The following is a 13,194-nucleotide window of genomic DNA, read 5'->3' on the forward strand; positions in this document are numbered from 1 at the left end:
GAAAACACTTCGCGCCGCGCAATTTGGCGCGCGGCGCGAAGGACTTCTATTTAAGGCCCCGATGAGCCGGCGTTCAAGATGAGATTGCTTGATGCTCGCATGAGCTGAATTCACAGCACCGGTGGCACGGCTGTCACGGAGTGCACGGCCGCCAGCACGTCCGGACGCTTGGCGTTATATTGGCTGTCCCGCGGCGTGCTTAGCCGCTCATCCCGATTGCATCGATCCCCATGTCCGATCAGTCCCACGATTTGTCCCAATTTCCGATCACGCAGAAATGGCCCGCAGCGCATCCCGAGCGTCTGCAGCTCTATTCGCTGCCCACGCCCAACGGTGTGAAGGCGTCGATCATGCTCGAAGAGATCGGCCTGCCGTACGAAGTCCATCTGGTGAACTTTCAGACCAACGACCAGCTCTCGCCGGAATTCCTGTCGCTCAACCCGAACAACAAGATCCCCGCGATCCTCGACCCGAACGGCCCCGGCGGCAAGCCGCTGCCGCTGTTCGAATCGGGCGCGATTCTCTGGTATCTCGCCGAGAAGACCGGCAAGCTGCTGCCCCTCGATCCGGCTGCCCGTTATGAAACGCTGCAGTGGGTCATGTTCCAGATGGGTGGCGTGGGGCCGATGTTCGGCCAGCTCGGCTTCTTCCACAAGTTCGCCGGCAAGGAGTACGAAGACAAGCGTCCGCGCGACCGTTACGTGAGCGAATCGAAGCGGCTGCTCGCCGTGCTCGACGCGCACCTGGCGAACCGTCAGTGGATCATGGGCGACGAATACACCATCGCCGACATTGCCACGTTCCCGTGGATTCGCAACCTCGTGGGCTTCTACGAGGCGGGCGAGCTGGTCGAATTCGCGCAGTTCAAGCATGTGCAGCGTGCGCTCGCCGCGTTCGTCGCGCGTCCTGCCGTGATTCGCGGGCTCGACATTCCGAAGCGTCCGGCCTGAGCCATCAAAAAAAGGCCGGTGCATCGACACGATGCCCGGCCTTTGAACGCGACGTTGCACGAGGAGGTACTGCGTCGCCGGACGTCGGACCGACGACCCGGCGAGTCATGCCCTGACAGCGACGTCAGGCCGACTTCTTGAAGCGGGCGGCTTCCTCCGAACCGCCCGTGGCGTTGCCCGCGCTGTACGAGTGCGCACCGACGCCTGCGAGCTTGCCGCCCTGCACGATCAGATACTCGTTGCGGATCGGGCGATTCTCGAAATAGCACTCCAGAATTTCACGCGTCCCCGCGGCATAGCGCGTTTGCGCGGAAAGGCTCGTGCCCGAGATGTGCGGCGTCATGCCGTGATGCGGCATGTGACGCCACGGATGATCGGCCGGCGCCGGTTGCGGGAACCACACGTCGCCGCCGTAGCCCGCGAGCTGACCGCTTTCGAGCGCGGCCGCCACGGCGTCGCGATCGCACAGCTTGCCGCGAGCGGTGTTGATCAGGTACGCGCCGCGCTTGAAGTGCTTCAGGCTGTCGGCGTTGATCATGTGCTCCGTTTCCGGGTGCAGCGGGCAGTTCAACGTGACGACGTCGCACGCCTTGGCGAGGCTTTCCAGACTCGTGTGGTGCGTGAGATTGAGTTCCTTCTCGACCGATTCCGGCAGACGGTGACGATCGAGGTAGTGCAGATGCGTGCCGAACGGCTTCATCAGGCGCAGCACTCGCAGGCCGATACGGCCGGCAGCGACCGTGCCCACATGCATGCCTTCGAGATCGTACGAACGCGAGACGCAGTCGGCGATGTTCCAGCCGCCCTTGAGCACCCATTGATACGACGGCAGGTAGTTGCGCACGAGGGCGAGCGTCGTCATGAGCACGTGTTCGGCCACGCTGTTGCTGTTGCAGTACGTGACTTCCGCGACGGTGATGCCGTGCTCCATGGCCGCTTGCAGGTCGGTGTGATCCGAGCCGATACCGGCTGTCACGATCATCTTCAGTTTCTTCGCGCGCTTGATACGCTCGGCCGTCATGTACGCAGGCCAGAACGGTTGCGAGATCACGATCTCGGCATCGGCCAGTTCGCGGTCGAGCACGCTGTTGTCGCCGTCCTTGCTCGACGTCACCACGAGTTGGTGACCGTTCGATTCGAGATACTTGCGCAGGCCCAGTTCGCCCGACACGCTGCCGAGCAGCGCGCCCGGCTGGAAGTCGATGCCCTTGGGCGTCGGCAGTGACTGACCGTCGGGGTAGCACTCGATCTTCGGCAGGTCGTCGCGGGCGTAGGTTTTCGGATAGCCGGTGACGGGATCGTCGTAAAGCACACACACAATCTTGGCCATGATGTCTCGCTCCTGAATGGTTATCTGCAAGATGTCTGCATGGGCGACGCATGACAACGTCGCTGCATTGAGGCCAATGATCGTTGCGGCGCGCGCACTTGGAAAATCGTTCCGGCCGATCGGTTGATCGGCGAAACCTATCAAGTCAGAGGGAGACGGCGCGCGATGGTTTGCGCGCGTGACGAATGCCGACCTGACGACCCGAGAATGCCAACGGCATCACGCCGGGGCCCTTGCCGACAGGTGCCAGCAGGCGGCCGTGAAGCGCACCTCGCTCCCGCTCACGAAGGGCGCATAGGCGGCGACCACGGCGTCGATGACGCGCTCGCGCTCGTGCGATGGCATTTGAGCCAATGCGAGCCCGACCGGGCCGAGACGGCCCGAATACTCGCGCAAATCAGACAACGCAAATGCGCAATCGAAATGCACCGGTGTCAACGCGATGCCCGTCCAGCCGCCGGCTTCAAGAATGCCCTTCACGCGGTCGCGATCGGCGAAGCCGAATTGTCCCGGCGCACCGGGCACGCGCGCGGGCATCGCCGGGAGCATTGGCATCGCAGCCCGTTCGGCCACCGTCATGAATGGATTCTCTGCGGGACTGCGCCATGCGAGCGCGTGCAGAAATGCGCCCGGCCGGGCCGAGGCGCGCAGATTGGCAAATGCCGCGACCGGGTCGTCGAAGAACATCACGCCCAGGCGAGACACGACGAGATCGAAACTCGCTGGCGGGAAGTCATGCGTCTGGGCGTCCGCGCACAGGAACTCGACCGGCGCGCGCGCATGCGCCGCACGCGCGCGGGCAATCTCGATCATCGGCGCAGAAATGTCGGCACCGGTGGATTTCCATCGCTCACGCAATGCCGAAGCGACAGCGAGCGTGGCGCCGCCCGTGCCGCATCCGACATCGAGCAACCGGCCGGACGGCACATCGCGCTGTACCTCGTGCGCGCGGTCGATGAGAAACCGCGCGAGCGGGACGAACATCTGATCGAGTGCGACGCGGGTGTCCACCCAGGCGCTGCCCGAGCGGCCGTTCCACAGCGCGGCCTGATCGTGATTGGCGGGTTCTGTCATTGGCTGACCTCGTGAAAGTGCGCGCCGGCCGGATCGCACTCGATCCCCATGATGTCCTGCCATCCGTCCGGCATCGCGCACAACCTTAGTCTGCCAACTCAAGTCGACTTCAGGTCAAGCGGATTTTCACGCCACCGCGTTGAAGGCGTCGAGGAAGGCGCGATAGTCAGGGCTTCGATGGTGTCGATGTCGGCGGGTGACTCTTTCGGATTTGAGGATGCATAGACGGCGTTCTATGCCGCCATTAGCCACGCAGATATCGCCTCATACGGGCAGCAGTGCATCGAGACGCGTTTGCAGATCGACGGCACCAAAAGCGGCCACGGCGGCGTCCAGCAGTGGCGGTCGCGGCTGTCGTTCGCGCAGTATCAAACCGATCTCGCGATGCAAGGCAGGCTGCAACGGCACGGCGTGCAGTTCGTCGCGCATTTCGGCCAGGCACAGCACGCTGTGCGGCACGATGCTGTAGAGCCCCGCGCATCGCACGTGGGCATACAGCGCCATGAGGGAGTCCGTCTCCACACGCGGCGATGCCGACGTGCCCGCTCGCGCGAGCGCCGCGTCGATGCCCTGACGGCATTGCATGTTGCTCGTGAGCAGACACAGCGGCAACTTCGCCGCTTCGTGCCACGAGAGCGATGTGCGGCCGGCCAGCGCCGTCTCGTCGCGCGCGATCAGTACGTAGCGCTCGCGAAACAGTGAGATGGTTTCGAATTCGCGTAGCCGTGGATCGTCGAGATAGCTCAGGCCGACATCCAGATCGAGTTCGGAAAGCTGACGCAGTGCCTGCGTGGCCGACAGCGTGTAGACCTCGTGACGCATGCCGGGGAATTCGCGCAGGCACGCGTCGGTGAGCAACGGCACGAGCGGCAGCGCCGTGGGAATCGCGCCGATGCGCAGGCACCCGGTCACTTCGCGGCGGCTCGCACTCGCCTCCTGACGCAGCCCCTCGCAATCGGCCAGCACCTGACGCGCCCACGCCAGCACGCGCTCCCCCTCGGGGGTGAAGCCTTCGAAGCGGCGTCCGCGTCGCACGATGGGCAGGCCGAACTCTTCCTCGATACTGCGGATCGCGCCGGACAGCGTCGGCTGCGACACGTTGCACAACTCTGCCGCGCGCCGGAAGTGCTGCGCCTGCGACAACGCCACGAGATAACTCAACTGCCGGATGAACATGGCCCGCGTCCTCCCACGATGCCGCAATGGCCGTTTTGGCCAGCGCTATATCGTCATGAATATAACGCAGGCCATGAGCGCCCAGTCATGAGAATCGCGCATATCTGTTATGGCATTTCCGCCCGGGGACGGCCGGGCGGTGGGAGTGCCGGGGAGGCTGGCTTACTGCGCGGAGGCAGGTGCAGGCTGATTGGACGAGCCGGGCAGCGAGAAGATCGGCGTTCCGGCGCTGCCCGAGTTGGGCGGTGCCGTGGTGTTGCCGTTCGACGACGTGCCCCCCGGCCCATTCCACTCGCCCGGCACGCCGGGGATCGTGTTGCCGTGCGGTGGCGTCGGTGTCGGCGTATTCGGTCCATTCGGACCATTCGGCGCGCTCGGAACGATTGGCACGCCCGACGTACCCGGCGCACTCGCAGGCAACGCATATTCCGGCTGCGCCAGCACGGCGGAGGCCACGGGCACCGGCAACGGACCGCTGTCACTTGCCGCCTCAGGGGTCGATACGGAAGGTGCCGGCGCCGGGGCGGGCGCGCGCTTCACCGGCGCTTTCGGCTTGGGTTCCGGTGCCGGCTTGCTCGCAAAGCGTGCCGTCATCCAGTCCGAGACACTCGTCCACCAGTCGCTGTACCAATGATGGTTGTCCGGCGCTTCGAACTTTGCGTTCGGATCGATCACCTTCGCGCGCAACGCCCGCGAGAACACATCACCGACGATCGGCAGCGCGCTGTGCGCCCCCTGTCCCCAGTAATCGCTGCGCAATGTGACGCGGCTGTCGTTGAAGCCCACCCACGCCCCGGCCACCAGCTGCGGCTGCATCAGGATGAACCAGCCGTCGGCGTTGTCCTGTGTCGTTCCCGTCTTGCCCGCGACGTCGGCGCGAATGCCGAAGCGGGTACGGATCGCATTACCGGTACCGCGATTGATGACACCGCGCATCGTATCGAGCAGCGTGTAGTCGTCGCTCTCGGAAATCGCCCGCTCGGGGCGCGCCGGGGAGAACGTCGCAAGCACTTCGCCCTCGCTGTTCGTGATCTCGGTAACCATCGTCGGCTCGCGATACTCGCCGCCGTCGGCGATCGTCCCGTAGGCCGCGACCATCTCCTTGAGCGACACCGGACTCGTGCCCAGCGCCAGCGACGGCACCGGATCGAGCTTGCTCTCGCGCACGCCCATCGCCCGCGCCAGTCCGACCACGCGCGACGGCCCTACGTCCTGCATCAATTGCGCGGTGACCGTGTTGCGCGATTGCGCCAGCGCGTCGCGCAACGTCATCGGTTTGTTGGTCGGCGCCGAGTCGTCGCTGGGACGCCAGATTTCGCCACCCGGCAGCGGAATCTCCACGGCCTGATCGACGATGGTGTCATCGGGCTTGCGTCCCTTGACGAATGCCGCGCCGTACACGAACGGCTTGAAGGTCGAGCCTGGCTGACGACGTGCCTGCTGCACGTGATCGAACGGATCGGTCGTGAAGTCACGGCTGCCGACCCACGCGCGAATCTCGCCGGTGCGCGGATCGACGGCGAGGAAACCGGCCTGCACACGCGTCTTCGTCGCGCGCAGGTTTTGCATGAATGTCTTGTCGGCGAGCAAACGCTTCATCGCCGCTTCGGGCGCTTCACCGCCGGCCACCGCGTTGCGATACTCCGCGGACTCGCGCACGAAGGACTGCACGAGCGCGGTGCTGTCACGCCATCCGCCACGTGCCGACCAGTTCGCATCGGCAATGCCCTGCAACTGGTTCGCCTGACGCGTGAGCGCCTGTGTCGCCATCGTCTGCAAACGCGAATCGATGGTCGTGTGCACGACGAGGCCGTCGGCGTAGATGTTGTAGTCGTGGCGATCGGCCCAGCCGATCAGCCATTTTCGCAGTTGCTGCGCGAAGTGTGGGGCGGGACCGGGCTCCTCGGTCTGACGCTCGAAGTTGATGCGCAGCGGACGCTTTTGCAGCGCGGCGAGCTTCGACTCGTCGAGTTCGCCAAACTTCACCATCTGCGCGAGCACCGTATTGCGCCGTTGCAACGCCCGTTCCGGATTGATCACCGGGTTGTAATAGCTGTTGCCCTTGAGCATGCCGACGAGCGTGGCCGCTTCCACGACGTCGAGTTGATCGGCCGACTTGTCGAAGTACGTGCGCGCCGCCATCTCGATGCCGAACGCGTTGTACAGGAACGGCACGGTATTCAGATACGTCTCGAGAATCTCGGGCTTGGTGTAGAGCGCCTCGATCTTGAACGCGGTGATGGCTTCCTTGAGCTTGCGAGTCAGCGTGGGCGCCCGGCCGATCTCGTCGGGATACAGGTTGCGTGCGAGCTGTTGCGTAATCGTCGAGCCACCCTGACGGTCGCCCGAGAAGGTGCGCAGCGCGGCGCCTGCCGTGCGCTTCAGATCGATCCCGTGGTGCTCGTAGAAGCGGTGATCTTCCGTGGCGACCAGAGCGTTGACAACGTTCGGCGAGACGTCTTTCAACGCCACCCATTCGCGGTTCGACGGACGGAACTCGGCAAGCAGCTTTCCATCGACGGACAAGACTTGCGCCGGCTGGTCGATCTTGGCGCGCCGGATGTCGCGAATGCTCGGCGTGAACGGAATCAGGATCAGCGTGTAGGCGATCAGCAGACACGGCAGCGCAGCAATGGCGATGAGCACGCCGCGACGCGTCGGATGGCGCACGTGGTGCCAGGCGCGGGCCGCATACGGTTGCAGGAAGTGCCAAAGCTGCTGACCGTACCGCCCCGCAAGGGCGGCAGCGCGTGAGAGCAGCGAAAACAACGACGAGAAGATCGACAAAAGCGGGCGCTTCACGATGGGAGAACGCGTGGCAAAGTCCGCATCCTACCAAAACCGGCAGGCCCGAACCGCAGGTTCCGGCAGCCGGACTCGTTTCAGGGAACCATCGGCACCGGCGAATCCGGCTCCAGCTTGCGCCAAACAAAGCCGATGTGCTCGCGCATGATGCGCCGCGCCTCATCGGGCTGACGGGTGCGAATGGCCTCCCAGAGGGCGAGGTGCTGCTCGAGAATCTTCTCGGACGCCTGCTCCCGCAGCTCGAAAAGCCCCGCGTTATTCAGGGTGATGTGCTCGTTGAGCATCTTGACCACGCTGCCCTGCAGGTGCCGCAGCATCGCGTTGTGCGAGGCGTTCGCCAGCGCCGTATGAAAGTCGCCGTCCAGCCGCGATTCGAGCACGGTATCGCCGCGGGCATGGGCCGCCACCAGGCCATCGACCAATTCGGCCATGCGCGCGAGATCTTCGTCCGTGGCCCGTACTGCTGCGAGATAGGCCGTGGTGCCTTCGAGCATCAGCCGGAATTCCAGCATGTCAGGGCGCAATTCGGGATGGTCGCCCACCAGCTGACGCCACGGCGACACGAGTCCCGTCTGCAGGCGATCCGAGACGTACATGCCAGAAGCCGGTCGCGCCTTGAGCAGGCCGCGCGCGACGAGACGCTGCAGCGCCGCGCGTACGGTCGAGCGCGCCACCCCAAGTGATTCGGCCAGCGCGCGCTCGCTCGGAATGCGCTCGCCCGGCACCCACACGCCTTCGATCAATCGGGTTTCGAGTTCGCGCGTAATGCGCTCGGTCAGATTCGGACCGCCCACGGTGATGTCTCCTGCGACTGTGCCAACGCGCACGTTGAAGGCAGCGCGCTGACGATTCGCGACGCCCGAGCATCGTCACGACAAAGCGTGCGGACTCGGCGCATGGTTTTGATTTCCAGCGATTCTGCCTCGTGACGAATCGTCCACGGCAACTGGTACGACCAGTTTGCCCGATCAAATCCTGGGTGTCGATCATCGCGGCAGCCGGACGCCACGTCCGCGCCAACAGCCTCATCAACAACAGGCATCAAAGCATCGATCACCAAATCGAGGAGACGTAAGTGGAAGTGTGGGTACAGAACTACGTGCCGGGTGGCACGCTATGGATCGCGGCGCTGATGGCCGCGCTGCCGATTATCGTTTTCTTTGTCGCACTCGCCGGGTTGCGCATGAAGGCGCACACCGCCGGTGCCGTGACCGTGGCGCTCGCGTTGGTGGTCGCCGTCGCCTACTTCGGGATGCCTGCAAAGATGGCCGCCATGTCGGCCGTGTATGGCTTCGCGTATGGCCTGTGGCCCATCGCGTGGATCATCGTCACCGCAGTGTTTCTCTATCGGGTCGTCGTCAAGACGGGCCAGTTCGACATCATTCGCAGCTCGGTCATTTCGCTGACCGATGACCAGCGTTTGCAGATGCTGCTGATCGGCTTTTCCTTCGGCGCGTTTCTCGAAGGCGCAGCGGGCTTCGGTGCACCGGTGGCCATTACCGCCGCCCTGCTCGTCGGTCTAGGCTTCCAGCCGCTCTATGCTGCCGGGCTGTGCCTGATCGCGAATACTGCGCCGGTGGCGTTCGGCGCGATGGGCATTCCGATCATCGTGGCCGGCCAGGTGAGCGGCATCGACCCGTTCCACATCGGCGCGATGGCCGGCCGTCAGTTGCCGCTGCTCTCCGCCTTCGTGCCCTTCTGGCTCGTGTTCATCATGGATGGCAAGCGTGGCGTGAAGGAGACGTGGCCCGCCGCGCTCGTGGCCGGTGGCAGCTTCGCCGTCGCGCAATACTTCTCGTCAAATCACATCGGGCCGGAACTGCCGGACATCATTTCGTCGCTGTTCTCGCTCGTTTGCCTCGCCGGATTCCTCAAGGTCTGGCAGCCGAAGACGTCCGCCGCGCGTAGCGGTGCCAACGTGGTGACCTCCGGCGGCGCAGCGGCCCTGGGCGGCTTTGGCGGTGCATCGAGTGGCCGTGAGCCCTCGCCGTACAGCGGCGCGCAGATCCTGCGTGCGTGGTCGCCATTCCTGATTCTCACCGGCATGGTCACGATCTGGAGCCTGCCCGCATTCAAGGCGCTCTTCGCCAAGGGCGGCCCGCTTGCCTGGACGGTGCCCGCGCTGCATGTTCCCGGTCTGGATCGCCTCGTGGCGAAGGCGGCTCCTATCGTCGCCACGCCGGCCCCGATGGACGCCATCTTCAAGTGGGACGCCCTCTCCGCAACCGGCACGGCCATTTTCATCGCCGCGCTGCTCTCGATGGCGCTCCTTCGCATGAAACCCGCCGACGGCGTGAAGAGCTTCTTCGAAACCGTCGCCGAGCTGAAGAAGCCGGTGCTGGCGATCGGTCTGGTGCTGGCGTTTGCGTTCGTCATGAACTATTCGGGCATGTCGACCACGCTCGCCCTGCTGCTGGCCCACACGGGCGCGGCGTTCCCGTTCTTCTCGCCGCTGCTCGGCTGGCTGGGCGTGTTCCTCACCGGCTCGGACACGTCGTCCAACGCCCTGTTCTCCGGCCTGCAAAGCACGACGGCACAACAGATCGGCGTATCGAACACGCTGCTGGTGGCAGCAAACACGACCGGTGGCGTGACGGGCAAGATGATTTCCCCGCAGTCGATTGCCGTGGCATGCGCCGCGACCGGCCTGATCGGCAAGGAAGCGGACCTGTTCCGCTTCACGGTCTGGCACAGCCTGATGTTCGTTGTGCTCGCCGGCCTCATTACGCTCGTGCAGGCGTACTGGCTCACGGGGATGCTGGTCCACTAAGTCTGTCTTTGTCGTAGCACCCGCCGCCGCGCTTCGTTCGCACGGCGGCGCGTGTGCCGTCCCCCTGTTGGAGAACCCCCATGAAAGCGGCCCTGTTCGTTCCCTGTTTCATCGATGCACTGTTTCCCGAAGTGGGCATCGCCACGCTGGAACTGCTCGAGAAACTCGGCGTGACGGTCGATTACCCGCGTCGCCAGACGTGCTGCGGCCAACCGATGGCCAACAACGGCTGCGAGGCCGATGCCGTCGGGGCCGAAGCGCTCTTCGTCGACAACTTCGCCGATTACGACTTCGTCGTGGCACCGTCGTCGAGCTGTGTGCATCACGTGCGCAAGCATCTGGGCGCCGCTGGCGAGTCGGCCCGTGTGGCGGCCGTGCGCGCCAACACCTACGAACTCACCGAATTCCTGCATGACGTGCTCCAGGTTCGCGAGTTTCCCTGGGCCCGCTTCCCGCACACCGTGGGGCTGCACAACAGTTGCAGCGCCATTCGTCACCTGCATGCGGCGTCCGCCAGCGAGATTCCCGGCGAGCCGTGGTCGAAGGCGCGCACGCTGCTCGAAGGCGTGAGCGGCATCCGGTTCGCATCGCCGCGCCGCCCCGACGAGTGCTGCGGCTTCGGCGGCACGTTCTCGGTGTCCGAACAGGCCGTCTCGGTGAAGATGGGACAGGACAAAGTGCGCGACCATCTCGACGCCGGCGCGCAATTCATCGTCTCCGCCGACATGTCGTGCCTGATGCACCAGAAGGGATGTGCGGCGCGCGCGCAAACGCCGACGCGCTTCCTGCACATCGCGCAGGTACTCAACGGCGTCGACGTGGCTGCGATAGCCAGTCCCGTTCGCGAGGAGGTGAGCGCATGAGCACGTCGAAACCCGTCGATCACGCGAAGCATGCCGAAGCCTTCCTCGCCAAAACGGAACATGTGGCGTTTCACGACAAGCGTCTGTGGGATCTGCGCATGAAGCGCGACGCGCAGGCCGCCTCCATCGGCGAGTGGGAAACGCTGCGCACGCTCGCGTCGCAGATCAAGGAGCACACGCTCTCGCGACTCGGCGACTACCTCGAACAGTTCGCCTCGCAGGCCGAGGCCAACGGTGTGAAAGTGCACTGGGCACTCGACGCCGCCGCACACAACGCCATCGTGCATGGCATTCTCGCGGCGCACGACGTCAAGACACTCGTCAAGAGCAAGTCGATGCTCACCGACGAGTGCGAGCTGCGTGAGTATCTGGAACCGCGCGGCATCCACGTGATGGAAACCGATCTCGGTGAGCGAATCCAGCAGTTGGACAAGCAACCGCCGTCGCACGTGGTCGTGCCTGCAGTCCACAAACTGCGCGGCGACGTCGCGCAACTGTTCGGTCGCACACTGGGCACCGATCCGAATAACGACGATGTGCACTACCTGGCCGAGAGCCAGCGTCAGACGACGCGCCCGGCCTTTCTCGAAGCGGGTGCGGGCATGACCGGCTGCAACTTCGCGGTGGCCGAGACCGGCACGGTGGTCGTGTGTACCAATGAAGGCAACGCGGATCTTTCGGCGAACGTGCCGCCGGTCCATATCGTCTCCATCGGCATCGAGAAGCTGATTCCGCGCACGGCCGACCTGGGCGTTTTCGTGCGGTTGCTTTCGCGCAGTGCGCTGGGCTCGCCGATCACGCAGTACACGTCGCACTTTCGCGCACCGCGCCCGGGTACCGAGATGCACTTCGTGATCGTCGACAACGGCCGTTCCGCGCGTCTCGCCATGGACGACTTCTGGTATTCGCTCAAGTGCATCCGCTGCGGCGCCTGCATGAACACGTGTCCCGTGTACCGGCGCAGCAGCGGTTTGTCGTATGGCAGCACTTACGCAGGACCGATCGGCGCCATCCTCAACCCCGCTTACGACCTCAAGCGCTACAGCACACTGCCGTTCGCCTCGACGATGAACGGCAGTTGCACCAATGTCTGTCCGGTGCGCATCAACATTCACGAGCAGTTGTACAAGTGGCGCCAGATCGTGGCCGAGGAAGGCGAATTGCCACGCGTCAAACGCAGCCTGATCAAGGTCGCGGGCAAGCTGCTGGCCAATCCGGTGCTGTATCGCGCGTCGGTCAAATCGATGAACGCGGCGCTGCATCGTCTTCCCAACATGGTGCTGTACAACCCGCTCAATACCTGGGGCAAGGGACGCGATCTTCCGGACGTCCCCGCACAAACGTTCCGCGACTGGTACGACGCCAATCGTCCCGCACGAACGTCTCAGACCACGTCAGCCAAGGCGCGCAAGGAGGTCCAATGAATACGTCCCGCGAAGAATTTCTCGTCCGCGTGCGGGCGGCCCAGCGGGTGGCGTTGCGCGATGATGACCGCGCGGCCGGCGACGACGCGCGCCATCGCGTGATCGATCGGGCTTCGGATCTCGCCGCCGATCGGTTTCCGCTCCCTGAGCTGCCTGTCTTCGACACCCCGGCCGGCGACCGTCAGGAACGCTTCGGCAACAATCTCGTGGCGATGGGCGGCAAGTTCGCAGCCCTCGACAATGCGCAGGCGCTGCCCGACTGGCTTGCCGAGCACTTCCCCGGCGTGACGCCCGTCACGGCCACACCGGAGGCCCGCTCTGCCGCACCGCTCGACGTACTGCGAGCGCCCGCGTCGCTGCACGACGTCGACGTCGGCATCGTGCGCGCACGCTACGGCGTTGCCGAGACAGGCTCCGTCTGGCTGTCGGAGCTGGAGTACGGCGTGAATGCGCTGGGTTATCTCGTGCAACACCTCGTCGTGCTGCTTGACCCGCGCGATATCGTCGACGGCCTGCAGGATATCTACCGCCAGCCAGACTTCGCCTCGGTGCGATATGCCGTACTCGTCACCGGCCCGTCGGCGACGGCTGACATCGAAGGCGTGTTGATTCAGGGCGCCCAGGGCGTGCGCTCGCTCACGGTCGTGTTGCTGCCGCGCGACTGATTGCATCGGCGTGCCACACGAGCGCGCGACAGTTTGTCGCACGACGCGCTCGTGTTCCCCCGCGCTTGATGCGCATCAAGTTCACGCGGGGAACCTGCTTCTACCATCGTCCGTGCTCACTCACGACTTTGGATAAC

10 protein-coding genes are annotated in these 13,194 nt (G+C 64.6%); 5 read left to right on the forward strand and 5 right to left on the reverse strand.

The annotated features are described in order from the left end of the window. Positions 1-230 precede the first annotated feature (230 nt). On the forward strand, positions 231-950 hold the full coding sequence (locus ABWO90_RS05935) for a glutathione S-transferase N-terminal domain-containing protein (protein ID WP_353190281.1): 720 nt from the start codon (positions 231-233) through the stop codon (positions 948-950). Positions 951-1,074: 124 nt separating this feature from the next. Here ABWO90_RS05935 and ABWO90_RS05940 read toward each other — a convergent pair whose 3' ends face one another. The 5 genes from ABWO90_RS05940 to ABWO90_RS05960 form a co-directional block, all read right to left on the reverse strand. Beyond that, positions 1,075-2,280 (reverse strand): NAD-dependent formate dehydrogenase, encoded by a 1,206-nt coding sequence (locus ABWO90_RS05940; RefSeq protein ID WP_353190282.1) that lies wholly within the window; start codon positions 2,278-2,280, stop codon positions 1,075-1,077. Between the two features lie 219 nt (positions 2,281-2,499). Then, entirely contained in the window at positions 2,500-3,354 is an 855-nt protein-coding gene (locus ABWO90_RS05945; RefSeq protein ID WP_353190283.1) for a class I SAM-dependent methyltransferase, read from the reverse strand. Between the two features lie 264 nt (positions 3,355-3,618). Beyond that, positions 3,619-4,530, reverse strand: coding sequence for a LysR family transcriptional regulator (locus tag ABWO90_RS05950; protein ID WP_353190284.1), 912 nt, complete (start codon positions 4,528-4,530; stop codon positions 3,619-3,621). A 162-nt stretch (positions 4,531-4,692) separates the two neighbouring features. Next, positions 4,693-7,233, reverse strand: coding sequence for a penicillin-binding protein 1A (locus tag ABWO90_RS05955; RefSeq protein WP_353190495.1), 2,541 nt, complete (start codon positions 7,231-7,233; stop codon positions 4,693-4,695). 179 nt (positions 7,234-7,412) lie between these two features. Next, the gene (locus ABWO90_RS05960; protein WP_353190285.1) at positions 7,413-8,129 is read right to left on the reverse strand and encodes a FadR/GntR family transcriptional regulator; all 717 of its coding nucleotides are present in this window, start codon (positions 8,127-8,129) and stop codon (positions 7,413-7,415) included. 281 nt (positions 8,130-8,410) lie between these two features. Here ABWO90_RS05960 and ABWO90_RS05965 point away from each other — a divergent pair, with 281 nt between their 5' ends. The 4 genes from ABWO90_RS05965 to ABWO90_RS05980 all read left to right on the forward strand — a co-directional run bounded on the left by ABWO90_RS05965 (position 8,411) and on the right by ABWO90_RS05980 (position 13,057). After that, positions 8,411-10,105, forward strand: a complete 1,695-nt coding sequence (locus tag ABWO90_RS05965; protein ID WP_353190286.1) for a lactate permease LctP family transporter — start codon at positions 8,411-8,413, stop codon at positions 10,103-10,105. Between the two features lie 80 nt (positions 10,106-10,185). Then, complete coding sequence (locus ABWO90_RS05970; protein ID WP_353190287.1) at positions 10,186-10,968, forward strand: (Fe-S)-binding protein; 783 nt, start codon at positions 10,186-10,188, stop codon at positions 10,966-10,968. Further along, the gene (locus ABWO90_RS05975; RefSeq protein ID WP_353190288.1) at positions 10,965-12,392 is read left to right on the forward strand and encodes a lactate utilization protein B; all 1,428 of its coding nucleotides are present in this window, start codon (positions 10,965-10,967) and stop codon (positions 12,390-12,392) included. Before ABWO90_RS05970 ends, ABWO90_RS05975 begins: the two co-directional genes overlap by 4 nt. Further along, positions 12,389-13,057, forward strand: coding sequence for a LutC/YkgG family protein (locus tag ABWO90_RS05980; RefSeq protein WP_353190289.1), 669 nt, complete (start codon positions 12,389-12,391; stop codon positions 13,055-13,057). The genes ABWO90_RS05975 and ABWO90_RS05980 overlap by 4 nt, the downstream gene beginning before the upstream one ends. Positions 13,058-13,194 lie beyond the last annotated feature (137 nt).

The organism is Pandoraea pnomenusa (assembly GCF_040391475.1).
GTDB classification, from domain to species: Bacteria; Pseudomonadota; Gammaproteobacteria; order Burkholderiales; family Burkholderiaceae; genus Pandoraea; species Pandoraea pnomenusa_C.